Source organism: Pseudomonas sp. H1_D04 (genome assembly GCF_054683855.1).
Genome location: NZ_CP162826.1, coordinates 1,939,244 through 1,961,638 on the forward strand (window position 1 = coordinate 1,939,244; position 22,395 = coordinate 1,961,638).

Sequence of the window (22,395 nt, forward strand, 5' to 3'; positions counted from 1 at the left end):
TAAAGCTTCGTTGACGACATAAGCAATCCCCTTAAAATCCCGGTTCTCTTAAAGGATGCCGGGCACACCATGGACCTTCGCCAACTGCGCTATTTCATCGCGCTGAATGAGTACCGCAGTTTTGTGCGCGGCGCCGAAGCCATGGGCATCACCCAGCCGGCTTTCAGCCGCAGCATCCAGGGCCTGGAGCAAGAGTTCGGCTGCGTGCTGGTGGACCGCGCCCATAAAGACCTGCGCCCGACCCCCGAAGGCCAGGTGGTGTTGCAGCATGCCTTGAGCCTGGTTCAAGGCGCCGCATTGCTCAGCCATGAAGTCACACGCATGACCAAGCTCGACGCCGGTGAAGTACGCTTTGGCAGCGATGCGGTGGCGGCGGTCAACTTGGTGCCCCAAGCGATGGCACGGTTCATCACCGCCTACCCCAAGGTACGCAGCGCGTTGCAAGTGGATAACTGGGAAAGACTCGGGCGCAGCCTGAGTCGTGAAGAGATCGAATTTTTTATCGCCGATGTGCGCCACTTCGAAGCCGACCCAAACTTCCAGACTCAGGCGCTCACGCCGCGGCGCAGTGTGTTTTTCTGCCGTGCCGGGCACCCGTTGCTGGCCAAGGACAGCCTGTCGACCAATGACCTGTTCGACTATCCCCTCGCCACGCCACTGATCGCACCGGGCATTCGAAAACTGTTGGCGAACCTGAGTGGGCGCATCGACTTCGCCCCCGCTATCGAGCTGGAGCAGTTTGCCGCGCTGGCCCTCATCGTGCGCGAGTCAGACACCATCGGCCTGGGCGCAGAAGAAGCCTTCGCCGCCCCCTTGGCCAGCGGCGAATTGAACGTGCTGCACTGGCGCAATGTGCCTCATGCCTTGGAAAGCCTGAACAACCGTTGCGCAGTGATCAGCCGCGCTGGGGTTCGCTTGTCGCCTGCGGCGAAGGCACTGATCGAAACGCTGCTGGCGGTGGAAAACCAAGCCGATTGGCCCGCGCAAACGTCCCAAAATCATTGAACCGCACACCCATCTCGGCCATGACCTTGTGCGCCACCTTGGCGGTCATCTGGCGGATGTAAAACGGCTCTTTCACCACAAAATGGTGAATCCCGTGAGTGCTGCCGAAGTTGAAGCAAAACGCCTGCAACGGCCACATCCACCAGGGGTTCAGTACTTGGGTTTGCTGGATCACGTTGCCCAATTCCACATCGCCGTAGTAGTGCATGTTGGAGCTGACAAAGTGCAGGCAAAAGGTGCGCAACACGTTGGGCCCGATGATCACCACGGCGGCAATATCGATCACCTGCATCATCTGCAGGGTGCCGGCGGACCATTCGATAGGCGCACCCAGCAGACTGGCGACGCCGTTGGCTGCATGGAAGCCGAGGAAGATGTACCACGCCCCCCAATGCAGCAGTGCCAGCGGTGCGTAGACCAGCAGCGAGCGTTTCAGGATCTTGAGTTTGTGGCCCCAGGTTTTGGCCCGCAGCATGCGGATAAACGCCGACATCACGTTATCGCCCACCATCAGCAACCGCGCAAAGCCCCACGGCTCGCCATTGGTGATGGCGCGCTCTTCCATATCGGTCTCGGTGCCGGAGACTTTGTGATGGTTGAGGTGCAGGTGCCGGCGAATCCACGGATTGATGGTGCTTGGCCGCGCAAGCCACACCAGGCCCATCATCAGATTGTGGGGCAGGCGCTGCTTGCGAAAGTACATGCTGTGGATCAGGTCGTGTTCCAGCTCGTGGGTCAGCGAGGCAAGGAAGGCGTTCAATAACAGGCACGCCCACCAGGCCATGTGACCGGTGATGTAGAGCGCCGCCGAGCCGATCATGCCCAGCAGCGCGAAGGCTAAAATGCCCGCGCCCAGGGCGTCTTGATGCAGCAACCACGGGTGCTGCTGGCGCAGGCGCACGCCTTCGGCGAGTACGACTTCACGGATATGTGCTGAACGCTGTTGTGCGTTCATCTGCTGGGGACTTGCAGAAGTACCGTCCATGCTCCCATCCTCTTGTTCATAGATGGTTACATCCTGCACCAGGCCTTCATGCAGGACGCTAGCCCCACACGCCAACCTGTTGACCGCAAGCGCCAATCGCCATGACAGAACCCACGTCCCTCGCCAGCTGGACCCGCGCCCTGCGCAAGCAGCTCGACGCCCTCGGCCTCGACAGCGCCGCGCTGTGCATCGAGGCTGGGCTCGACCCGCAGCAGATGGAAGATCCCAATGCGCGCTATCCGCTGTCGGCGACCACGCGCCTGTGGGAGCTGGCAGTGCAGGCCAGCGGCGATCCGGCAATTGGATTGCGCGTGTCGCGGTTTGTCAGCCCTACCACTTTTCACGCGTTGGGATACGCGCTGGTGGCCAGCGGCAGTCTGCGGGAAGTGTTCGAACGCATCGTGCGTTATCACCAAGTGGTCAGCGATGCGCTGAAGCTGGAGCTGAGTCGGGACGGCGAACGCTACCTTTTCCGCCTGCTGCAACCCCAAGGCAGCCCCGCACCGGCACTGGAAGCCATCGATGCGTTCGCGGCGATCTATGTGCGCACCTGCCGCAATCGCCTGGGCCGTGACTACGCGCCCTTGGCCGTGCATTTGCGGCGCCCGGAACCGGCAGATCCCAAGCCTTGGCACACGGTGTTCCGCGCGCCGGTATTTTTTGGCGCCGATGAGGACTGCCTGGAATTTGCAGCCCAGGACTTCGACAGCCATCTGGACGACGCCAACCCCGAGTTGGCCGAACACAACGAAACCGTGCTCAAACGCACCCTCGCCCAACTGCAACCGCTGACCTGGGAGCGCAAGGTGCGCGCCACGATCGAGGCACAATTACCCGACGGCGAGCCGAGTGCCGAGCGGATTGCCCAAGCGCTGCACTTGAGTTTGCGCAGCTTGCAGCGGCACCTGGCGGATGAAGGGTGTCGGTTTGATGCGTTGCTCAACGAGTGCCGGCAGAACCTGGCGTTGCAGCATCTGCGGGACCCGCAGTGCTCATTGGCAGAGATCAGCCATTTGTTGGGGTTTGCCGATACCAGCAGTTTTAACCGGGCGTTCAAGCGTTGGACGGGGGTGACGCCAGGACAGTTTCGCGATGGGTTGCGGTAGGTGGATTCGCGCAGAGGCTGAAGGCCTCATCGGGGCAAGTCCCCTCCCACAGGGGAACGCATTTCAAATGTGGGAGGGGACTTGCCCGCGATAGCAATGGTTCAGGCACTGAACATGCCGGGGCAATCAGAGCCCGCGATCGCGCCGCAATAACTTCCTCACCCGCGCCACCAACGCCTTGGCCTCAAACGGCTTGAGCAGGTAATCATCCTCATGTAATTCCAACCCACGCAGGCGATCTTCGATGCCGCCCGGCGTGGTCAGGAACAACACCGGCGTCTTGCCCTTGTGCCGAATCGCCTGCTGCAATTTCCAGGCATTCAAGCCCGGCAGCATCACGTCGAGAATGACCAAGTCGTATTCGGTGCTTTCCACAAAGCGCTGCGCCGCCATGCCATTGGCCGCGACTTCCACCGCGAAACCGGCCTCGCTTAAGCCTTGAGCCATGAGCTGCGCCAGTTGCGGCTGGTCTTCCACTAACAACACCTGCATGCCTTACCTCTGGGTTTGATTACAAACCTGTCATCAAATTGTGCGGTTTCTGACCCTGTTGACTGGCTACGGTAGCGGCCTGTTTTCCGGAGTCGTCTTTATGTCCCGCCATGCCTTGTTCTTGAGCCTCGCCGTCTGCACCGGTGCGTTCGCTGCACCGCAGCTGCCACGCCATGCCGACCTCGATTTGCACACCGCACGCCAACTGGCCGATGCCAGCCTTGCCCACTGCAGCGCCGCGCTGACGGTACTGGACCGGGGCGGCAACCTGCTGCTGAGCCTGCGTGCCGACGGCGTCGGCCCGCATAACAGCCTCGCCAGCCAGCGCAAAGCGTACACCGCGCTGTCGACCAAAACCCCGACGCGGCTGTTTGCCGAGCGCGCGCGTAACAACCCCGAGGCCGCCAACCTTAACAGCTTGCCCGAGTTGCTGTTACTCGGCGGCGGCGTGCCGCTGTTTGCCGAGGCCGAACTGGTCGGCGCGCTGGGCATTGCCGGTGCCGGCGGCGCAGCACAGGACGAGTCCTGCGCAATAAAAGCCGCCGAGCAACTGGGCCTGAAAACTTCCCTCTGATTCCCCTCCAAAGGATCTCTCGATGAAAACCCTCAGCATGACCCTCGTCGCCCTCAGCCTCAGCGGCCTGTGCAACCTGGCCCTGGCCGACGGCAACCCTCTGAGCGTGCATGTGCTCAACCTGGAAAACGGCCTGCCGAGCGCCGGTGTCAGCGTCACCCTGGAACAGCAGGTAGGCGACAAATGGCAGTCGCTGTCCGAAGGCGTCACCAACCAGCAGGGGCGCATCGCCGAACTGTTCCCCGCCAACCGCAGCATGACGCCGGGTGAGTACCGCGTGGTGTTCAAGACCGGCGACTACTACAAAAAGGCCAACCGCGAGACGTTCTTCCCTGAAGTGCCGGTGATCTTCCAGGTGAAACAGGCGGACCAGCATTACCACATCCCGTTGTTGCTCAGCCCTTACGGTTTCTCCACCTATCGCGGGTCGTAGTTCATAGGCCAGCGGCCTGCTGCAAACCGCGCAGGTCCAGCACTTCAATCGCGCCGTAACTCAGGCCGATAAGGCCTTGTTGCTCCAGCGCCTTGAGCAGACTGTTGGTGGTCTGGCGCGACAGGCCCAGCATCGCGGCCAGGTCCTCCTGGGGCAGTTGCAAGGTGCGGCGCGCCTGGTCTATTTCGCCGTAGCCCTGCGCGATCATCAGCAGCCGATGGGCCAGACGCGCCGACGCGGGCATCAGGCTCATCTGTTCGATATTGATCAACGACAAGCGCAGTTTGTGGCTCATCAACAGGGCCACATCGCGCCAATACGCCGGATGGTCTTCGAGGATGGTCAGCATCGCCGCCTGTGGCACCTGCAACAACGTGCAAGGCCCCATAGCCAGGGCATCGTGGGTGCGCGGCAGGCTATCGAACAGGCAGATTTCGCCGAACCAGTAAGGCGTTTCCACCAGGCTCAACACCGCCTCCTTGCCTTGGGCATTCACCGCGCTGATGCGCACCGCACCTTCCAGCACCGCATACAGGCCGCAAGGCGGGTCGCCGCGCTTGAACAGGCACTGCCCCGCCGCGAGCGTGCGCAGCCGCGCCGCCGCCAGCAGACTACGCTGTAGATCTACAGGCAGATGGCTGAACCAATGGCCGCTGGCCAAGCGGGCGTGCCATTTCTCTGCGTCCATGAGAACTCCGAAGATTGTCGCCCAGCTGACAGTCAGGCGCAGGCTGACAGGGCATGATCAAACATCCTACAGGAGGAACAACAATGAAAAGCCTCGTCGACCACCTCAGTCAATACGCCGCCTACCACCGCGACCCGCGCAATATCGCCAGCCACTTTATTGGTATCCCGCTGATTGTGGTGGCAGTAGCCGTGCTGCTGTCACGTCCCGAATGGACCGTGGGAGGCCTATGGATTTCACCGGCGGTAATCGTGGCGTTGTTTTCGGCGTGGTTTTACCTGCGCCTGGAACTGGCCCTGGGCGTGCTGATGACGGTGCTGATGGGCTTGTCGGTATGGGCCGGGCATGAGTTGGCGGCGCAGAGCACGATGGTGTGGCTCAGCAGCGGCGTCGGCATGTTCGTGGTGGGTTGGGTGATTCAGTTTGTCGGGCACTACTACGAAGGCAAGAAGCCGGCGTTTGTGGATGATGTGTCGGGGTTGATCGTAGGACCGTTGTTTGTGGTGGCGGAGGTGGCGTTTTTGCTGGGGTTGCGGCAGGGCTTGAAACAACAGATTGAAGAGCGCTCGGGGCCGGTGGTTCGACGCGATCTGAAGCCGAGAGAGGTCTAAATGTGGGAGGGGGCTTGCTCCCGATGGCGGTGGGCCAGTGACATATTTATCAGCTGACCCACTGCTATCGGGAGCAAGCCCCCTCCCACATTGGCCCCATTTTCACATTAGGTAATGCGGGGTTATCAGGCTTTTTGCCAGACCTTGGGCTTGAAGAACAAGGTTTCGCCCCGCGCCAAACCGGTCAGGCTGTCGTGGTCTTTCACCACCTCGGCTTCGATCAGGTCTGTCTGGCCTTCGACCTTCAAGGTCACCCGCGTGGTCGCGCCCAATGGACGAATATCACGCACTTCGGCCGCGTGGTGATCTTCCAGTTCATGGCGCGACAGCGACACTTCGTGGGGACGGAACAGCACGTGCTTGTCTTCACCCAGATGCAGGCGGTTGGAGTCACCAAGGAAGTGATAAACAAAGTCGCTGGCCGGGTTTTCGTAGACGTCGCCCGGTGAGCCGATCTGCTCGATCACGCCCTTGTTCATCACGACGATACGGTCGGCAACTTCCATGGCCTCTTCCTGGTCGTGGGTCACGAACACCGAGGTCAAGTTGATGTCTTCGTGCAGGCGTGCCAGCCAGCGGCGCAGTTCTTTACGCACCTTGGCGTCGAGGGCGCCGAACGGTTCGTCCAGCAGCAGCACTTTCGGCTCGACCGCCAGGGCGCGGGCCAGGGCGATACGCTGGCGCTGACCACCGGAGAGTTGTTCCGGATAACGATCAGACAGCCAATCGAGTTGCACCATGTTCAGCAGCTCGTGAACCTTGGCCGCGATCTGGCTTTCGTTCGGGCGCTGGTTCTTGGGCTTCATGCGCAGGCCGAACGCGACGTTGTCGAACACGGTCATGTGGCGGAACAGCGCGTAGTGCTGGAACACAAACCCGACGTTGCGATCGCGCACGTCGTGGCCGGAGACGTCTTCACCGTGGAACACGATGCTGCCGTCATCCGGAGTCTCCAGGCCTGCGATGATGCGCAGCAGGGTGGTCTTGCCGCACCCGGATGGGCCAAGCAACGCCACCAGCTCGCCACTCTGGATATCCAGATTGATGCTGTTCAGGGCCTTGAAGGCGTTGAAGTTCTTGCTGACATTACGGACTTCGATCGACATGACTTATTCCTCACCGGCACTTTTGCGCAGGCGGTTGATACGGTTCTCGCTCCACTGCTTGAGCAGCAGGATGAAGAGCGCCAGGATCAGCAGCAGGCTGGCCACCGCAAACGCGGCAACGTGGTTGTATTCGTTGTAGAGAATCTCGACGTGCAGCGGCAAGGTGTTGGTCACGCCGCGAATGTGGCCGGACACCACCGACACCGCGCCGAACTCACCCATGGCCCGCGCGGTACACAGCACGACGCCGTAGATCAGGCCCCATTTGATGTTCGGCACAGTCACATGCCAGAACATCTGCCAGCCATTGGCGCCGAGCAGGCGTGCAGCCTCTTCTTCCTGGGTGCCCTGCTCCTGCATCAGCGGGATCAGTTCACGGGCCACGAACGGCACGGTGACGAAGATGGTCGCCAGCACAATGCCGGGCAAGGCGAACACGATCTGGATGTCATGCTCCTGCAACCACGGGCCAAACAGGCCCTGGGCGCCGAACATCAGCACGTAGACCAGGCCTGCGATCACCGGGGAGACCGAGAACGGCAGGTCGATCAGCGTCACCAGGATGCTCTTGCCACGGAACGAGTACTTGCTCACGCACCAGGCGGCGCTGACGCCGAATACCAGGTTGAGCGGCACCGAAATCAGCACGGCGATCACCGTGAGTTTCAGCGCGGACAACGCGTCCGGTTCAAGAATCGCGGTGAAAAACGCACCGAGGCCGTTCTTCAAGCCCTGGGACACCACGATAAACAGCGGTAGCAGCAAAAACAGGAAGAACACCAGCCAGCCAAGGCCGATCAGGATACGTCGCGACACCGCACTGCCACGCCGGGCAGCGTTGGCCGAGGACGCGGCGGAAATAGACGATTGGGACATGTTCCGCGCCTCCTTATGGACGTTCGATGCGCCGCTGCAACAAGTTGATCAGCAGCAGCAGGACAAAGGAAACCACCAGCATCAGCACGCCAATGGAGGTGGCGCCGCGGTAGTCGTACTGGTCAAGCTTGACCATGATCAGCAGCGGCAGGATCTCGGTTTTCATCGGCATGTTGCCGGCGATGAAGATCACCGAGCCGTACTCACCGACGCCACGGGCAAACGCCAGGGCGAAGCCGGTCAGCCAGGCGGGCAGCAGCGCGGGGACGAGGATGTAGCGAAACACCTGCAACGGCTTGGCGCCCAGGCAGGCAGCGGCTTCTTCGATTTCCCGGGGGATATCGGCGAGTACCGGCTGCACCGTGCGCACCACGAACGGCAGGGTCACGAAGGTCAGCGCCAGGGTGATGCCCAACGGGCTGTAGGCGATCTTGAAGCCCAGGTCAGCGGCGAACTGGCCCACCAGCCCGGTCGGCGTGTACAGCGCAGTCAGGGCGATACCGGCCACAGCGGTGGGCAGCGCGAACGGCAGGTCGATCATCGCATCGATAATCTTGCGGCCGGGGAAGGTGTAGCGCACCAGCACCCAGGCCAGCAGCGTGCCGATCACGCCATTGATCAGGGCGGCGTACAGCGCGGTGCTGAAGCTCAGTTTCAACGCCGCCAGCACACGGGGTGCGGAGATGATGTTCCAGAACTGATCCCAGGTGAGTTGAGCGGCGTGTACAAACATCGCCGCGAGGGGGATGAGTACGATCAGGCTGAGGTACACCACGGTGTAGCCCAGCGTCAGCCCGAAGCCGGGTATGACGGGGGAAATACGACGCGACATAAGAGTCCTTGGTTAGCGGAACTGACACACAAAACCCGCAGGTGAATGCGGGCTCCGTGGGTGTGTATTTCTCGGCTTACTGCGCCGTGTAGATCTGGTCGAACACGCCACCGTCGTTAAAGAATTTCGGTTGGGCAGTTTTCCAGCCGCCGAAGTCTTTGTCGATAGTCACCAGGTCCAGTTTCGGGAACTGCTGGGCGTATTTGGCGGCTACTTTTGCATCGCGTGGGCGGTAGAAGTTTTTCGCCGCAATCTCCTGGCCAGCCGGGCTGTACAGGTGCTTGAGGTATTCAGTGGCGATCTCGGTATTGCCCTTTTTCTCGGCGTTCTTGTCGACCACGGCCACTGGCGGCTCCGCGAGGATCGACAGGGAAGGTACAACGATGTCGAACTTGTCGGCGCCGCCGTCTTCTTTCAGGGCCAGGAAGGCTTCGTTTTCCCAGGCCAGCAACACGTCGCCCTGACCGTTGTTGACGAACGTGATGGTCGAACCGCGCGCGCCGGTGTCGAGGATCGGCACGTGCTTGAACAGTTCTTTCACGTATTCCTGGGCCTTGGCTTCGCTGCCACCGGATTTCAGGCCGTAGGCCCACGCGGCAAGGAAGTTCCAGCGCGCACCGCCGGAGGTTTTCGGGTTCGGCGTGATCACGGAAACGTCTTTCTTGATCAGGTCGCCCCAGTCTTTGATGCCTTTAGGGTTGCCCTTACGCACCAGGAACACGATGGTCGAGGTGTACGGGGTGCTCGCATCCGGCAGGCGGGTCTGCCAGTTTTCCGGCAGGGTTTTTCCCAATTTGGCGATTTCGTCGATGTCGCCAGCCAAGGCCAGGGTCACTACGTCGGCGCGCAGGCCGTCGATCACCGCCCGGCCTTGCTTGCCCGAACCACCGTGGGACTGCTGGATCTTAACGGTGTCACCAGGGTGGGACTGCTTCCAGAAGTTGGTGAACTCAGCGTTGTAATCCTGGTACAGCTCGCGAGTCGGGTCGTACGAGACGTTGAGCAACTCGTAGTCCTTGGCAACAGCGGAACCGGCAAACACGGCGCTGGCCAGTGCGGCCAGGGCATAACGGCGAATCGACGACATAGAAGCTCCTGAAATTCTGGGGTGTTGGCTTTTTCTTATAGTGACGGGTCTATCGCCGCGGTTGCTTAGCTCGGTTTGTTACCCGGGTTCTGCAGACGGAATTTTTCTTTGCGTTCGATCTGGACCACTTGGGCGTTATGCACAGTGATTTCCACCGCGCCAAACCGCAGATCGCGCAGGGCGCTCTGGATCTCACGCAAAATGGCTGCTTCGTCCTGGCCGTCGACGCTACGTAGAGATGCGCTCATGGTCTCGCTCCTTAAATGAATAGTGCCTGGCAGTGGCGGCACTGCTTGCGGCGTAGGGCGATAGTAGATAAGCGCAGATATTCTTAAAAATACTATTTAAGAATGTTTATATAACCAGAAAGAATTTTCTGATGGGACGTGGGGTTGCGAGAGGGTTTTGCGCCCGAGCGCCGAAATAACGCGTTGTGAAGTTCCAAAATGCGGGTGGGGGCTTGCCACCGATGGTGGTGAATCAGGTACCAATGTTCGGCCTGACACACCGAAATCGGGGCAAGCCCCCTCTTACATTGGAATGCGTTTCAAGTCTGGATGGTGGGCGCGCGGTCCCAGTCAACGTCCTGCGCCGGCACCGGCTTTCCAAACCAATACCCCTGCCCCAAATCGCAGCCCTGCTCCAACAAGAACCTCGCCTGTTCCATCTGCTCAATTCCCTCAGCGTGTACCTGCATGCCCATGCTTTTCGCTAATGCGATCACCACGCGCACAATCGCCGCGTCGTCGTCATCCCATGGCACCCCGGCAACAAAGCCCTGGTCGATCTTCAGCTTCTGCACCGGCAGGCGCTTGAGGCGCAGCAGGGACGAATAGCCGGTGCCAAAGTCATCAATGGCCAGGCGCAAGCCCAACTCACGCAGGCGGTGCAGTTGCTCCAGGGCTTCCTCGGGGTCGTCCATGACTGCACTCTCAGTGACCTCCAGCTCCAGGAAAGCCGGATCCAGGCCGGTGGCGTGCAGCACCTGGGCGACTTGCTCGTACAGTTCGCGACGGGCAAACAGACGGCTGGACACGTTGATCGCAATAAAGCTCAGCAGCACGCCATCGGCCAGCCATTGGCACATCTGGCGGCAGGCCTGCTCCAAGACCCACGCGTCGATATCGGCGATCAAACCGGTACGTTCGGCGATGGGGATGAACTCGCCCGGAGGCACCAGGCCACGTTCCGGATGTTGCCAGCGCACCAAGGCTTCGACGCCGACCAGACGGCTGCCTTGCAGGTCGTGTACAGGCTGGTAGTAGACGCGCAACTCCTGCTGGTCGAGGGCGCGGCGCAGTTCGCTGGCGATTTCCACACGGTTCTGCGCGTGGGCGGTGAGTTCTTCGGTGTACAGGGCATAGCCCTCGCGGCCCACGCTTTTGGCCTTGAACAGCGCAGAGTCGGCGTTGCGCAGCAGTTGTTCCGCGCTCAATGCATCGTTGGGAAACAGGCTGATGCCGATGCTGGCGCTGATAAACAGTTGATGGCCGTCGAAGATGAACGGTTGCTTCATCACGTCCAGCATGCGCTGCGCCAATGCCGCCGCCTGCATCACCTGTGAACAACTTTCCGCCAGCACCGCGAACTCATCGCCGCCCAGTCGCGCCAGGGTCACTCCGGGGCCAAACAGCGTATTGAGCCGCTCGCCCACCAGCTTGAGCAACTGGTCGCCGACGTTATGGCCAAGGCTGTCATTGATAATCTTGAAGTGGTCCAGGTCCAGCAACAGCAGCGCGCAGCCGCGTTTGTGCAGTTGCGCCGAGGCCAGCGCCTGCTCGGCGCGGTCGGTGAACAGTAGGCGGTTGGGCAGGTCGGTCAGTGGATCGTGATGCGCCAGGTGCGCCAACTCGTGCTCGGAATCCTTGATGGCGCTGATGTCGGAAAACACCGCGACGTAATGGCTGATGTGGCCTTGGTCATCGTGAATCACCCGGATGGTTTGCCACTGTGGATAAATCTCGCCGCTTTTGCGCCGGTTCCAGATTTCTCCGCTCCATTCACCGGTGCGCTCCAGGGTCTGGAACATCTGCTGGTAAAAATTCGACGAATGGCGCCCGGACTTGAACAGGCTGGGCTGCTGGCCCATGACGTCTGCGCGCTGGTAGCCGGTGATCTCCATGAATGCCCGGTTTACGTGCACGATCAGACCCCTGGTGTCAGTGACCAACACGCCTTCACGGGTGCAGTCGAAGACCGCAGCCGCCTGGCGCAACCGATCGAGGTTTTCCTTCAGGGGTTGCTGCAACTGCTGGGCCCGGGCAAAGCGCGCGCATAAGAAGTAAATGGCCAAAGCACTCAGGGCCACCCACACGTAGCCGCGCATCTGCAGCCAATACCCCAACTCCCCCCGTTCATCGAGAAAGTTGATCAATATCTGATTGCTGAGCTGGAGCCACACAATCGAAACCAGCAGGTATACCAGCCCCACACGCAGGGCACCTCGGTATGAAAACAGCATATGGCCAGTAGTCCTTACTAAAAAAACAGAATCGTCCTACAACGCGCCGAGATTATAGATTAGGAAACACCTTGTAAGTCTTATCTGAAACGGTGACTGGTTTTATCCTTAAAGCCAGTGATAATGCGGGTGCTATTTTTTTCTTTATCAGAGGGCCAAACAGCCTATGTGGTACAACGGTTTTCTTGACCTGTCAGCCTGGCAACTGGTTGCAGTCACTCTGTTGATGACCCACGTGACCATTGTTGGGGTCACGGTTTATCTGCACCGCTATTCAGCCCATCGCTCCCTGGAGCTCAATGCCGGCCTGAAACACTTCTTCCGCTTCTGGCTGTGGCTGACCACGGCGCAGAACACCCGCGAGTGGACCGCTATCCACCGCAAACACCACGCCAAGTGCGAAACCGTCGACGACCCGCACAGCCCTGTGATCAAGGGCCTGTCCACGGTGCTGCGCAAAGGCGCCGAGCTGTACCGCGCCGAGGCCGAAAACCCCGAAACCCTGCGCATCTACGGCAAGAACTGCCCGGATGACTGGATCGAACGCAAGATTTACACCCCCTACCCGCTGCTGGGCGTGGCGATCATGGGCGTAATCGATCTGCTGCTGTTCGGCACCATCGGCATCACCATCTGGGCGATCCAGATGATGTGGATCCCGTTCTGGGCCGCCGGCGTCATCAACGGCCTGGGCCATGCCGTGGGCTATCGCAACTTCGAATGCCGTGACGCGGCGACCAACCTGGTGCCGTGGGGCATCATCGTCGGCGGCGAAGAGCTGCATAACAATCACCACACCTACCCCAACTCGGCCAAGCTGTCGGTTAAGAAGTGGGAGTTCGACCTGGGCTGGGCGTGGATCAAGCTGTTCAGCTTCCTGCGCTTGGCCAAGGTCCAGCGTGTGGCGCCGATTGCTCATCGCGTCGAGGGCAAAGGCCATCTGGACATGGACACTGCCATGGCGATCCTCAACAACCGCTTCCAGATCATGGCCCAGTACCGCAAGTTGGTGATCGGCCCGCTGGTCAAGCAGGAGCTGGAAAAGGTCGATCACTCGGTGCGCCACCAGTTCCACCGTGCCAAACGCCTGCTGTCGCGGGAAACCAGCCTGCTGGATGACCGCCACCACCTACGCATCCAGAGCATGTTGGAACACAGCCAGGCCTTGAAAGTGATCTACGAAAAGCGCCTGGCATTGCAGCAGATCTGGCTCAAGACCAGCACCAACGGCCACGATATGCTCGCTGCTATCAAGGAATGGGTGCACGAGGCCGAGGCCAGCGGCATCCAGTCCCTGCGGGATTTCGCCCACCAATTGAAGACCTATTCGCTGCGTCCTGCGGCAGTCTGACAAAGCCGTGGGAGGGCTTGCCCTCCCACGCATCCTCTTTTTGGCGTCATTTTCCGGGCACCGCCAATCGGCACCGTTCACGGAACTTCATCGCATTTACCCTCTCTCAATGAACACTTCGCCATCATGGTGGCCCCTTGTTGTGACCGCTGCTAAATCCTGCGGCGCGCCCAGAGAGAGTTGTGCCGATGGTTCACGAAATGCCCTTTCCTACCGACATCGCTACCGCTGACCCCCCGCGTCCGGCTGCGGCAGCGACCCTGCTGGCACTGGTGCATGCCCAGGGCGAAGTCGAGCGGTTGAGCGAGCGCGAGCAATTGCTGAGCTCACTGCTGGTCAGTGTGAATGCCGTGCTCTGGGCCATCGATTGGGAGACCCGCCGCGTGCTCTACGTGAGCCCGGCCTACGAGCGGATATTCGGCCGTTCGACCGGCCTGTTACTGGCCGATCATCGGGAATGGCGCAACAGCATTCACCCCGAAGACCTCGACTACGCCGAACACAGCCTGGCCCGCGTGCTGGAACAGGGCGCCGTGGAAGATCGCGAATACCGCATTATCACCGCCGACGGCCAGATTCGCTGGCTGAGCGACAAGTGCTACATCAACCAGCAGGCCGAGCCCGGCGAGCCGCTGATCGTCGTGGGCATGGCCGAAGACATCACTGACAAGAAGCAGCTGGAACTGGAGCTGCACCGTCTCGCCACCACCGACGTTCTGACTCAGAGCAGCAACCGCCGGCACTTCTTCGAATGCGCCAACCAGGCCTTCGACACCGCCTGTGCCCAAGGCGCGCAACTGGCCTTCCTGTTGCTGGACATTGATGATTTCAAGGACGTCAACGACACCTATGGCCACCTGGAAGGCGACCAGGTGCTGCGGCGTATCGCCGAGAGTGGTCGTGGCGTATTACGCCGTGGTGATCTGTTCGGGCGCATTGGCGGCGAAGAATTTGCGGCCGTACTGCCGGGTTGCGCGCCGGAGATGGCCTTGCAAGTGGCTGAGCGCCTGGGCAAGGAAATCCAAGAGCTGAGTTTCAGCTACGAAGGCCAAGCGTTCGGCGTGACCATCAGCCAGGGCCTGGCCAGCCTCACTGAAGAAGACTCGACCCTGGACAGCCTGTTCGCCCGGGCCGATGCCGCCATGTATGAGGCGAAGCGCCAGGGCAAGAACCGCGTGATTGCGGGTTAGGCTCATCCCCCACTCTATGCAACAGCAGAGATGACCTGTGGGAAGGTCTTGAATGTCATCACCCTCTAGGCCTTGCGCACCCGCGTCAGCTCAGACAAACCGATCTTGAGCAAGCGCGCGGTCTTGCTCACGGCCAGCGCTTCCAGACCTTCATGTTCGGTCAGTCGTGCCATCTGCGCCGCCAGGTTCACCACCAGCGCATCCCGGGCATACACCCCGCCCTCCAGTGAATAAATCGCGGCGATCAGCTGGCGCAACTCCAGCGGCAAGCGCCAGCGCGCCCGCAACGCCGAACCAAAGGCGGCGCCGAAGGTGTAAAGGGACTCACCAATTGCTTCGTCATCCAACGCCCCGCCGCCCTGGCGCCAGTCTTCCAGGCAGCGCAGCAATGCCAAATCACCCAGCCGATGCAGAATGCCGGCGGCGTAACAGCGCTCGTGATCCAGCTCCAACATGCGCGCCAGGCGACCGGCAAAGTCGGCGGTGTCCTGGGATACCTGCCAATGACGCTCGGCGTAAGCCTCCAAGCCCGGGTCGCCCAGCACCACATTGTGCTTGAGAGCCAGGCCGAGGATCAGGTTCATGCTTTGCCCAGCGCCGAGCTTGTGCAAGGCCGACGGTAGCGTCTGCACCGGCTTGCCGTGATGGCCGGCGCTGTTGGCGGCAGCGACCAGCACGGCGGTGATCTGCGGGTCCATGCGCACGAGGTCTTCCAGGCGTTTGAGGTCCAGGCCATCAGGCCCGAGGCTGGCTTGTACGGCAGCTTTCACATCGACACGCAACGGCGCGCCATCAGACGCTTCGCGACGACGCTCCAGGAACACGGGCAACGTCATGCCGGGCGCCAGCGGCGGAATTTCGCAGTACACGTTTTCGCCTTCATTAAGCAGCAGATCCTGCAGGCGCTGGGTCAGGCTTTCCATGTTCAGGGGTTTGGTGAGGTACGCCGTGGGCGCCAGGGGCAAGGCTTCACGCACGCTGGCGCTGTCATTGCGACTGCTCAGCAAAATAAACGGTAACGCGGGCGAGCGGCGTTGCTGGCGGACATTGCGCAGCAGGCTCAGGCCGTCGATGCCCGGTAGCTCCCAATCCGCCAGGATCAGGTCGTAGCCCTTTTCGCGCAGCAACGTAGCCGCGTGCTGCCCATCGGCACACACATCCAGCCGCGCGTCGCAACGCACATTCAACAGCACTTGCTTGAGCAGATCCCGCGACCAGGGATCCGCCTCGGCAATCAACACGCGGGGTACAGCCGGTAAATCAACAGCAGTCATCCAGCACGCTCCATCGGCAATGCTGCAACCTTAGACAACGCAAGCCCATACGTACAATGAACAAGGCCTGAATACGCGGCAACGGGCACAAAAAAACCCGCCGAAGCGGGTTTTTTCTGTCGCAGAGGTCAGCTTGCGCTTACAGCTCCGAGAAGCACTCTTCGATGATCGCCAAGCCTTTGTCCAACTGCTCGTCCGGCGAGGTCAGCGGGACCAGGACGCGCAACACGTTGCCGTAAGTGCCGCAGGACAGCAGGATCAGACCCTTGTCGCGCGCCTTGGCTACTACAGAGGCAACGGCCGCTGCGTTTGGCTTGTGACTGTCGCCGTCTTCGAACAGCTCGACCGCGATCATTGCGCCCAGGGCACGCACTTCACCGATCACCGGGTACTTGGCCTGGATAGCTTTCAGACCGGTCACCAGACGCCCGCCCACTGCTTTGCAGCGGTCCAGCAGGTGTTCTTCTTCGAACACTTCCATCACCGCCAGCGCAGCGGCGCACGCGATCGGGCTACCGGCGTAGGTGCCGCCCAGGCCGCCTGGAGCGATGGCGTCCATGTATTCAGCCTTGCCGCACACACCGGCCAGCGGGAAGCCGCCAGCGATGGATTTGGCGAAGGTGGTCAGGTCGGCGGCAACGCCCATCTGTTCCATGGCAAAGAAGGTACCGGTACGGCCGGCACCGGTTTGCACTTCGTCAGCGATCAGCAGGATGCCGTGCTTGTCGCACAGCTCGCGCAGGCGCTTCATGAACGATTTAGGCGCGACGTAGAAACCGCCTTCGCCCTGCACCGGCTCAATGATGATGGCTGCGATGTCACGCGGCTCGGCATCGTTCTTGAAGATGCGTTCGATGCTGGCGATGGAATCGTCGTCGCTCACACCGTGCAGCTCGTTCGGGTACAGCGCGCGGAACACGCCGCCTGGCATCAGGCCCATGCCGGCCGAGTAAGGCACGACTTTGCCGGTGAGGCCCAGGGTCATCATGGTGCGGCCGTGGTAAGCGCCGGTGAAAGCGATCACGCCAGCACGGCCCGTGGCGGCACGGGCGATTTTCACGGCGTTTTCAACGGCTTCGGAACCGGTGGTGACCAGTAGGGTTTTCTTGACGAAATCACCTGGCACCTTGGCGTTGATCTTTTCGCACACTTCTACGTACGGCTCGTAAGCCAGTACCTGGAAGCAGGTGTGGGTCAACTTGTTCAGTTGCTCGGTCACGGCGGCGATGATTTTCGGGTGCACGTGGCCGGTGTTCAGCACGGCGATACCGCCGGCGAAGTCGATGAACTCGCGACCTTCAACGTCGGTCACGGTGGCGTTCTTCGCGGATTCGGCGAAGATCGGGTGAATCTGGCCAACACCGCGTGGTACAGCGGCTTCGCGGCGTTTCATCAGGGATGCGTTGGTCTTGCTCATAAAGTCCTCATTCGCCACTCATCGGGTGGCGTGGTCCAAGGAATACGTGGCGGGGAGGCAACTACGGCAGCATGCGATGATCGACTGCCACAGCTTTCCCGGCCACTACGAATAACGGTGTGAAACACGCAAAGGGTCAGCGCTCTCGTGCCCTTTGCGTTTACTGCAATGCCAAACCGGGGCTTAGATGCCCAGGCAGAGGTATTTGATTTCCAGGTAGTCCTCGATCCCGTACTTGGAGCCTTCACGGCCCAGGCCTGAGGCCTTGATGCCGCCGAACGGCGCCACTTCGTTGGAGATCAACCCGGTGTTGACGCCGACCATGCCGTATTCCAGGGCTTCAGCCACGCGGAACACACGGCCCAGGTCGCGGGCGTAGAAGTAGGAAGCCAGGCCGAACTCGGTGTCGTTGGACATCGCGATCACTTCGGCTTCGTCCTTGAAACGGAACAGCGGCGCCAGCGGGCCGAAGGTTTCTTCCTTGGCGACAGCGGCGTTTTTCGGCACGTCGACCAGGATGGTCGGTTCGAAGAAGTTGCCTTCCATGACCTTGCCGCCGGCCAACAGCTTGGCGCCTTTGCTCAAGGCATCCGCGATGTGCTCCTGAACCTTGGCCACGGCTTTTTCGTCGATCAGCGGGCCGGTGGTGGTGCCGTCTTCCAGACCGTTGCCGATCTTCAATTTGGCCACCGCCACTTTCAGTTTTTCGGCGAACGCGTCGTAGACCGAGTCCTGGATGTACAAGCGGTTGGCGCAGACGCAGGTCTGACCGTTGTTGCGGTACTTGGAGATGATCGCGCCTTCGACGGCCTTATCCAGGTCCGCGTCGTCGAACACGATAAACGGCGCGTTGCCGCCCAGTTCCAGGGAGACTTTCTTGATGTCCTTGGCGCATTCAGCCATCAGTTGACGACCGATTTCAGTCGAGCCGGTGAAGGACAATTTACGCACGATCGGGTTGCTGGTCAGCTCGCCGCCGATGTCACCAGCGCTGCCGGTGACCACGCTCAACACGCCTTTCGGAATACCGGCACGGTGGGCCAGCTCAACCAGAGCCAGGGCCGAGAACGGGGTTTGCGACGCAGGCTTGATCACCATGGTGCAACCGGCGGCCAGGGCCGGGCCGGCTTTACGGGTGATCATCGCGGCAGGGAAGTTCCAAGGAGTGATAGCTGCGGTCACGCCGATTGGCTGCTTGATCACGATCAGGCGCTTGTCGGGCTGGTGGCCGGGGATCACGTCGCCATAGATGCGCTTGGCTTCTTCGGCGAACCACTCAATAAAGGACGCGGCGTAGACGATTTCGCCCTTGGCTTCGGCCAGCGGCTTACCTTGTTCGAGAGTCATCAGGCGACCGAGGTCGTCCTGGTTTTCAATCAGCAGTTCGAACCAACGGCGCAGCTTGTTGGCGCGCTCCTTGGCGGTCAGCGCACGCCAGGCCGGCAGGGCCTTGTCGGCGGCTTCGATGGCACGGCGGGTTTCCGCGGCGCCCATCTTTGGCACGGTACCGAGAATCTCGCCCGTGGCAGGGTTGTTGACCTTGATGGTTTGACCATTGTCCGCATCGACCCAAGCGCCATCGATAAAGGCTTGCTGGCGGAACAACTGGGTATCTTTAAGCTGCATGTCGGCTTTCCTTAACAGCACCGCGCGCACGCGGAGCGAATTAGAGTTGTTGAAAGGCGCCTTGTGGGCTGCCGTCAGGGAAATCAGCCCCAGCACGCGAGAAAGATGAATGCGCACGGGAGACAGAGCGTTTGAAATCTCAAACGAATCCTAGGATCAATGGGGGTACAGGGCAATAGTCTGTTCGAAAAAAAGAACGAAAATGGCGCATTAGCCAGAACTTTCAGATCAGCGCGCTCCCGCCACGTTCCCACACCTTGACCACCGGCGCCCGACTTAGGGCCTTTTCCTACCGGTCTAGCGCCAAACACCAGCATGGACGCCCAAGGACGACATGGGTATGATGTCGCCCGCACAAGCATCCGTAGCTCAGCTGGATAGAGTACTGCCCTCCGAAGGCAGGGGTCGTGGGTTCGAATCCCGCCGGGTGCACCATATAGCAGTCTCGGGCTGTCTCAGACAGTCTACGAAACACCCCAAGAAGCCCGCCCAGTGCGGGCTTTCTTGTTTCTGGCTATCCATCCCTGTCTACCCCTATAACTTCCCGCCGTGTATGCCCACGTGTATGCTTTGAGATTCCTATAACTGGAGGCATACAGGAAGTGAAGCGCACTGAAATCAAACGCCGCCCCTTAGCAGACACCACTCTTGCAGGCCTGGAGCCTGAGCAAACAACGTATCGGGAGCAGGACGGGAATGGCCTGTACTTCCGGGTGAAACCTAACGGGCAGAAATCATGGGAGCTGCGCTACAAAAAGCCAGACGGAAAATGGTCTTGGCTGGGTCTCGGCGGCTACCCGGAAATCAGTGGCTCATTGGCGAGACAGAAAGCAGCTCAACTGCGTGAAGACGCATCGACCGGCAAAAATCCATTGGTGAGCAAGCAGGCTCGGAAGGTTGCAGACCAGGTTGCTGCCAACAACACCTTTGAAGCGTTAGGGCGCGAGTGGTTTGAGGCCAGACGCACAAGCTGGGAATCAGGTACGTCTCGACGGGTACTTGGCGCACTTGAGCTTCATGTGTTCCCCGTCTTCGGAAAACGCGTGTACACAGAAATATTGCCCCTGGAATGGATGGAATTTCTACGCGGTATGGAGCAGAAGGGGATCATTGAACAAATGGGCCGAGTTCGTGCCTTTTGCAAAGAGATCTATGACCTGGCCCGCGTAACAGGACGAGCCGTCCACAACCCCCTTGAAGGTCTCAGCAAATTCCTGCAATCACGTAGCGCTGAAAACTATGCACACGTTTCGATTGAAGAACTGCCTGCGCTACTTCGAGCGATCAACTCCTACCCTCACGCAAAGGACGTTCGTATAGGGCTTCGCTTGCTTTCCTTATTAGCATCGCGCCCGAGCGAAATCCGAGAAGCACGCTGGTCAGAAATCGATCTCTCCAAAAAGCTATGGACGATCCCAGCCGAGCGAATGAAACGTCGTCGCGAACATGTGGTACCTCTCTCTCGGCAGGCAATCGAAGCGCTCACTGAGTTACGAACACTTACAGGTGCGTACCCTCTCCTATTTCCAGGCAGGAAAGACAGGACAATCCCCCGTAGCAACACCGTCTTTCTAATGGCGCTCCGCAGACTGGGATATGCCGGTCGACAAACAGGCCACGGCTTTCGTCACATCGCGAGCACCATACTCAATGAGCAGGGTTTCGATGAGAATCACATTGAGGCCCAGCTCTCTCACGCGAAGGAAGGAATAGCAGGGGTGTACAACAAAGCGGTTTACCTGCCTCAGCGCAGAGTGATGATGCAGTGGTACGCAGATCATCTGGATGAGCTAGTAGATGGCAACATTATTCAGGGACAGTTTGGCAAGGCGGGTTGAGTACACCAACCGCCCACCCATCAAAAATCGGTGTTACTGATGTTACGCACGTTACACATACCATTAACCAGTTGATTTTATTAAATATTTCTTGCGTAACACGTATTAAAAGAGATCCGTACACCATGTGTTACGCGTCAAAACCGTGTTACGCCTAAGGCGCCCAAAACCTCTGGCGGCCATCTCTTATTGGTCGCCCCACGCTGAGGAGGGGCCGCTGTTATCGGACTACCAGCAGGGGCCCAGGGGACTACCGTTCGTCGGGATTTCACTGGATTTCATTTCTCACTTTCCGATTTTTAACTGTATAGAAAACCAGTAGGGCAAGGTAGGACAGCCCCGGGAAAAACTGAAACTTTGCTGCGATCTTGCTGACTTAAATTGCCTTATCCATAAAACCTGCGTCGAAAAATATAAAAATAAAACTTTTAAAAAATAGAAAATCGTTTACATAGCTGGGGCCTGTACGAACTACGACAGGAAACGCGCTATGCAGCCTCACGACACTTCAGACCACTCCACTACCGCTCTCACCCCTGCTTGTTTGCTCACTACCGACCAAGTCGCTAATGCACTAGGCCTGTCCAGCCGAACGCTTGCCGCCTGGCGAAGTTCTCGCATCAACTCACTTCCCTATATCAAAACCGGGTCTCGGGTTCGTTATCGCTCCCAAGACGTGGTCGCGTGGCTTGAAACCCAACTGCGCTCACCTGCAAAAACCGCTGGAGACAGGACCTGATGAGCGCCCCAAAGCAATCTGCAAAAGTTGTGGGGCTCGCCCCCTCCACTCCACGAGAAAGTCACCAAAAGGCCCCTAGCGGATCCTCATGCTTGCCGATCAGCGCGCCTCATACGGAAATGGGACAGTTCGATCCGGCCGCCACGCTGATACGCATCAATCAAGTCATAGCCCTAACAGGTATCGGCCGCGCAACGGTTTACAAACTTATGAGCCAGCCAGAGAGCGGCTTTCCGCAAGCGGTGAAGCTCACCGACAGCAATGCGCGTGGGGCTCCGGTCGCTTGGGTATTAGCCGAAATTTTGAATTGGACACGGGCGCGTATCGCGGCCCGCGACAGGGTGGCGGCATGAAAAATCGAGCCGCTAACAACGCCATTTTGCAGCCCTTTTCTGTACTCAGAACAGTCGGATTCTCATCACGCGGTATGCGGCGTTTTGAACGTTACCGCACAGAGCAAAAACGCCTGAACCGGGACGTGATGGTGATGCGATGGAGAGATGGCATCTGGTGCGCATTGTCAGTTCCCTGCCAAGCCCCGCAAGCAATCATCGTCGACGAAGGCCAACAAATCGACGCCTACGAAGATGCACGCGCCTGCCTCGAAGGCGACCTCTTGCCCTTTGTCTCCCTGCGCTGGGACGTCCATGCCTGAAACGAAAACGCCCCCGGCGGCAACCGGAGGCGTTGAGGTAAATCTACAT

At 59.8% G+C, this 22,395-nt stretch carries 23 protein-coding genes and 1 tRNA gene; 12 read left to right on the top strand and 12 right to left on the bottom strand.

The features are described from left to right. Positions 1–69 precede the first annotated feature (69 nt). A complete protein-coding gene (locus AB4N82_RS08805; RefSeq protein WP_081797602.1) occupies positions 70–1,005 on the top strand; it encodes a LysR family transcriptional regulator in 936 nt (311 codons plus the stop codon). On the opposite strand, the gene AB4N82_RS08810 is transcribed toward AB4N82_RS08805, so the two are convergent. Further along, complete coding sequence (locus tag AB4N82_RS08810; RefSeq protein WP_099602153.1) at positions 896–1,990, bottom strand: fatty acid desaturase; 1,095 nt, start codon at positions 1,988–1,990, stop codon at positions 896–898. The genes AB4N82_RS08805 and AB4N82_RS08810 overlap by 110 nt on opposite strands. 101 nt (positions 1,991–2,091) lie before the next feature. Between AB4N82_RS08810 and AB4N82_RS08815 the strand changes: the two genes are divergently transcribed. After that, the gene (locus AB4N82_RS08815) at positions 2,092–3,096 is read left to right on the top strand and encodes an AraC family transcriptional regulator (RefSeq protein ID WP_122764492.1); all 1,005 of its coding nucleotides are present in this window, start codon (positions 2,092–2,094) and stop codon (positions 3,094–3,096) included. Positions 3,097–3,222: 126 nt separating this feature from the next. Here the strand turns inward: AB4N82_RS08815 and AB4N82_RS08820 are convergent, their stop codons facing one another. After that, positions 3,223–3,588: a response regulator gene (locus AB4N82_RS08820; protein ID WP_032884886.1), complete on the bottom strand. Its 366-nt coding sequence runs from the start codon at positions 3,586–3,588 to the stop codon at positions 3,223–3,225. Between the two features lie 100 nt (positions 3,589–3,688). On the opposite strand from AB4N82_RS08820, the gene AB4N82_RS08825 reads away from it, so the two are divergent. Next, the gene (locus AB4N82_RS08825; protein ID WP_032884884.1) at positions 3,689–4,162 is read left to right on the top strand and encodes a GlcG/HbpS family heme-binding protein; all 474 of its coding nucleotides are present in this window, start codon (positions 3,689–3,691) and stop codon (positions 4,160–4,162) included. Positions 4,163–4,184: 22 nt separating this feature from the next. Continuing rightward, positions 4,185–4,595 (top strand): hydroxyisourate hydrolase, encoded by a 411-nt coding sequence (uraH, locus tag AB4N82_RS08830; protein ID WP_122764491.1) that lies wholly within the window; start codon positions 4,185–4,187, stop codon positions 4,593–4,595. A gap of 1 nt (position 4,596) precedes the next feature. On the opposite strand, the gene AB4N82_RS08835 is transcribed toward uraH, so the two are convergent. Then, on the bottom strand, positions 4,597–5,283 hold the full coding sequence (locus tag AB4N82_RS08835) for a Crp/Fnr family transcriptional regulator (RefSeq protein WP_460104819.1): 687 nt from the start codon (positions 5,281–5,283) through the stop codon (positions 4,597–4,599). 83 nt (positions 5,284–5,366) lie between these two features. Here AB4N82_RS08835 and AB4N82_RS08840 point away from each other — a divergent pair, with 83 nt between their 5' ends. Continuing rightward, positions 5,367–5,894: an Mpo1 family 2-hydroxy fatty acid dioxygenase gene (locus tag AB4N82_RS08840; RefSeq protein WP_032884879.1), complete on the top strand. Its 528-nt coding sequence runs from the start codon at positions 5,367–5,369 to the stop codon at positions 5,892–5,894. A gap of 125 nt (positions 5,895–6,019) precedes the next feature. Here AB4N82_RS08840 and AB4N82_RS08845 read toward each other — a convergent pair whose 3' ends face one another. The 6 genes from AB4N82_RS08845 to dibA all read right to left on the bottom strand — a co-directional run bounded on the left by AB4N82_RS08845 (position 6,020) and on the right by dibA (position 12,256). Next, positions 6,020–7,000, bottom strand: a complete 981-nt coding sequence (locus tag AB4N82_RS08845) for a sulfate/molybdate ABC transporter ATP-binding protein (RefSeq protein ID WP_032884878.1) — start codon at positions 6,998–7,000, stop codon at positions 6,020–6,022. Between the two features lie 3 nt (positions 7,001–7,003). Continuing rightward, positions 7,004–7,876: a sulfate ABC transporter permease subunit CysW gene (gene cysW, locus AB4N82_RS08850; protein ID WP_032884876.1), complete on the bottom strand. Its 873-nt coding sequence runs from the start codon at positions 7,874–7,876 to the stop codon at positions 7,004–7,006. Positions 7,877–7,889: 13 nt separating this feature from the next. After that, on the bottom strand, positions 7,890–8,708 hold the full coding sequence (cysT, locus tag AB4N82_RS08855) for a sulfate ABC transporter permease subunit CysT (RefSeq protein WP_027607868.1): 819 nt from the start codon (positions 8,706–8,708) through the stop codon (positions 7,890–7,892). A gap of 76 nt (positions 8,709–8,784) precedes the next feature. Next, on the bottom strand, positions 8,785–9,795 hold the full coding sequence (locus AB4N82_RS08860) for a sulfate ABC transporter substrate-binding protein (RefSeq protein ID WP_027607869.1): 1,011 nt from the start codon (positions 9,793–9,795) through the stop codon (positions 8,785–8,787). A 65-nt stretch (positions 9,796–9,860) separates the two neighbouring features. Further along, complete coding sequence (gene oscA / locus AB4N82_RS08865) at positions 9,861–10,043, bottom strand: sulfur starvation response protein OscA (RefSeq protein WP_003170956.1); 183 nt, start codon at positions 10,041–10,043, stop codon at positions 9,861–9,863. A 299-nt stretch (positions 10,044–10,342) separates the two neighbouring features. Beyond that, positions 10,343–12,256 carry a phosphodiesterase DibA gene (dibA, locus tag AB4N82_RS08870; protein WP_095186316.1) on the bottom strand — a complete coding sequence of 638 codons (1,914 nt, stop codon included), beginning with the start codon at positions 12,254–12,256 and terminating at the stop codon, positions 10,343–10,345. A gap of 166 nt (positions 12,257–12,422) precedes the next feature. Here dibA and desA point away from each other — a divergent pair, with 166 nt between their 5' ends. Together desA and AB4N82_RS08880 are read left to right on the top strand one after the other, a co-directional pair. After that, on the top strand, positions 12,423–13,607 hold the full coding sequence (desA, locus tag AB4N82_RS08875; RefSeq protein ID WP_032884873.1) for a delta-9 fatty acid desaturase DesA: 1,185 nt from the start codon (positions 12,423–12,425) through the stop codon (positions 13,605–13,607). A gap of 188 nt (positions 13,608–13,795) precedes the next feature. Next, positions 13,796–14,797: a sensor domain-containing diguanylate cyclase gene (locus tag AB4N82_RS08880; RefSeq protein WP_032884871.1), complete on the top strand. Its 1,002-nt coding sequence runs from the start codon at positions 13,796–13,798 to the stop codon at positions 14,795–14,797. 65 nt (positions 14,798–14,862) lie between these two features. Here the strand turns inward: AB4N82_RS08880 and AB4N82_RS08885 are convergent, their stop codons facing one another. The 3 genes from AB4N82_RS08885 to gabD form a co-directional block, all read right to left on the bottom strand. Continuing rightward, positions 14,863–16,071 (bottom strand): HDOD domain-containing protein, encoded by a 1,209-nt coding sequence (locus tag AB4N82_RS08885; RefSeq protein WP_032884869.1) that lies wholly within the window; start codon positions 16,069–16,071, stop codon positions 14,863–14,865. 139 nt (positions 16,072–16,210) lie between these two features. Beyond that, on the bottom strand, positions 16,211–17,488 hold the full coding sequence (gabT, locus tag AB4N82_RS08890; protein ID WP_122764488.1) for a 4-aminobutyrate--2-oxoglutarate transaminase: 1,278 nt from the start codon (positions 17,486–17,488) through the stop codon (positions 16,211–16,213). Between the two features lie 183 nt (positions 17,489–17,671). Continuing rightward, positions 17,672–19,114 (bottom strand): NADP-dependent succinate-semialdehyde dehydrogenase, encoded by a 1,443-nt coding sequence (gabD, locus tag AB4N82_RS08895; protein WP_095186318.1) that lies wholly within the window; start codon positions 19,112–19,114, stop codon positions 17,672–17,674. A gap of 358 nt (positions 19,115–19,472) precedes the next feature. On the opposite strand from gabD, the gene AB4N82_RS08900 reads away from it, so the two are divergent. From AB4N82_RS08900 to AB4N82_RS08920, 5 genes are all read left to right on the top strand, one after another. After that, positions 19,473–19,549 (top strand) — tRNA-Arg (locus AB4N82_RS08900). A gap of 167 nt (positions 19,550–19,716) precedes the next feature. Further along, positions 19,717–20,952 (top strand): tyrosine-type recombinase/integrase, encoded by a 1,236-nt coding sequence (locus tag AB4N82_RS08905; protein WP_065895900.1) that lies wholly within the window; start codon positions 19,717–19,719, stop codon positions 20,950–20,952. 490 nt (positions 20,953–21,442) lie between these two features. Then, complete coding sequence (locus tag AB4N82_RS08910) at positions 21,443–21,691, top strand: helix-turn-helix domain-containing protein (protein WP_128192252.1); 249 nt, start codon at positions 21,443–21,445, stop codon at positions 21,689–21,691. A 119-nt stretch (positions 21,692–21,810) separates the two neighbouring features. Beyond that, complete coding sequence (locus AB4N82_RS08915; RefSeq protein ID WP_047279826.1) at positions 21,811–22,044, top strand: helix-turn-helix transcriptional regulator; 234 nt, start codon at positions 21,811–21,813, stop codon at positions 22,042–22,044. Then, entirely contained in the window at positions 22,041–22,346 is a 306-nt protein-coding gene (locus tag AB4N82_RS08920; RefSeq protein WP_128192253.1) for a hypothetical protein, read from the top strand. Before AB4N82_RS08915 ends, AB4N82_RS08920 begins: the two co-directional genes overlap by 4 nt. The last annotated feature ends 49 nt before the right edge of the window (positions 22,347–22,395 follow it).

Bases quoted from the DNA above. Each gene is read 5' to 3' on its own strand.
- AB4N82_RS08845 (WP_032884878.1), bottom strand. From the start codon at position 7,000: ATGTCGATCGAAGTCCGTAATGTCAGCAAGAACTTCAACGCCTTCAAG.
- AB4N82_RS08815 (WP_122764492.1), top strand. From the start codon at position 2,092: ATGACAGAACCCACGTCCCTCGCCAGCTGGACCCGCGCCCTGCGCAAG.
- AB4N82_RS08910 (WP_128192252.1), top strand. From the start codon at position 21,443: ATGCAGCCTCACGACACTTCAGACCACTCCACTACCGCTCTCACCCCT.
- dibA (WP_095186316.1), bottom strand. From the start codon at position 12,256: ATGCTGTTTTCATACCGAGGTGCCCTGCGTGTGGGGCTGGTATACCTG.
- AB4N82_RS08825 (WP_032884884.1), top strand. From the start codon at position 3,689: ATGTCCCGCCATGCCTTGTTCTTGAGCCTCGCCGTCTGCACCGGTGCG.
- AB4N82_RS08885 (WP_032884869.1), bottom strand. From the start codon at position 16,071: ATGACTGCTGTTGATTTACCGGCTGTACCCCGCGTGTTGATTGCCGAG.
- AB4N82_RS08920 (WP_128192253.1), top strand. From the start codon at position 22,041: ATGAAAAATCGAGCCGCTAACAACGCCATTTTGCAGCCCTTTTCTGTA.
- oscA (WP_003170956.1), bottom strand. From the start codon at position 10,043: ATGAGCGCATCTCTACGTAGCGTCGACGGCCAGGACGAAGCAGCCATT.
- AB4N82_RS08810 (WP_099602153.1), bottom strand. From the start codon at position 1,990: ATGGACGGTACTTCTGCAAGTCCCCAGCAGATGAACGCACAACAGCGT.
- cysT (WP_027607868.1), bottom strand. From the start codon at position 8,708: ATGTCGCGTCGTATTTCCCCCGTCATACCCGGCTTCGGGCTGACGCTG.
- AB4N82_RS08835 (WP_460104819.1), bottom strand. From the start codon at position 5,283: ATGGACGCAGAGAAATGGCACGCCCGCTTGGCCAGCGGCCATTGGTTC.
- AB4N82_RS08880 (WP_032884871.1), top strand. From the start codon at position 13,796: ATGGTTCACGAAATGCCCTTTCCTACCGACATCGCTACCGCTGACCCC.
- desA (WP_032884873.1), top strand. From the start codon at position 12,423: ATGTGGTACAACGGTTTTCTTGACCTGTCAGCCTGGCAACTGGTTGCA.
- cysW (WP_032884876.1), bottom strand. From the start codon at position 7,876: ATGTCCCAATCGTCTATTTCCGCCGCGTCCTCGGCCAACGCTGCCCGG.
- AB4N82_RS08915 (WP_047279826.1), top strand. From the start codon at position 21,811: ATGGGACAGTTCGATCCGGCCGCCACGCTGATACGCATCAATCAAGTC.
- AB4N82_RS08840 (WP_032884879.1), top strand. From the start codon at position 5,367: ATGAAAAGCCTCGTCGACCACCTCAGTCAATACGCCGCCTACCACCGC.
- AB4N82_RS08805 (WP_081797602.1), top strand. From the start codon at position 70: ATGGACCTTCGCCAACTGCGCTATTTCATCGCGCTGAATGAGTACCGC.
- AB4N82_RS08820 (WP_032884886.1), bottom strand. From the start codon at position 3,588: ATGCAGGTGTTGTTAGTGGAAGACCAGCCGCAACTGGCGCAGCTCATG.
- gabD (WP_095186318.1), bottom strand. From the start codon at position 19,114: ATGCAGCTTAAAGATACCCAGTTGTTCCGCCAGCAAGCCTTTATCGAT.
- uraH (WP_122764491.1), top strand. From the start codon at position 4,185: ATGAAAACCCTCAGCATGACCCTCGTCGCCCTCAGCCTCAGCGGCCTG.
- gabT (WP_122764488.1), bottom strand. From the start codon at position 17,488: ATGAGCAAGACCAACGCATCCCTGATGAAACGCCGCGAAGCCGCTGTA.
- AB4N82_RS08860 (WP_027607869.1), bottom strand. From the start codon at position 9,795: ATGTCGTCGATTCGCCGTTATGCCCTGGCCGCACTGGCCAGCGCCGTG.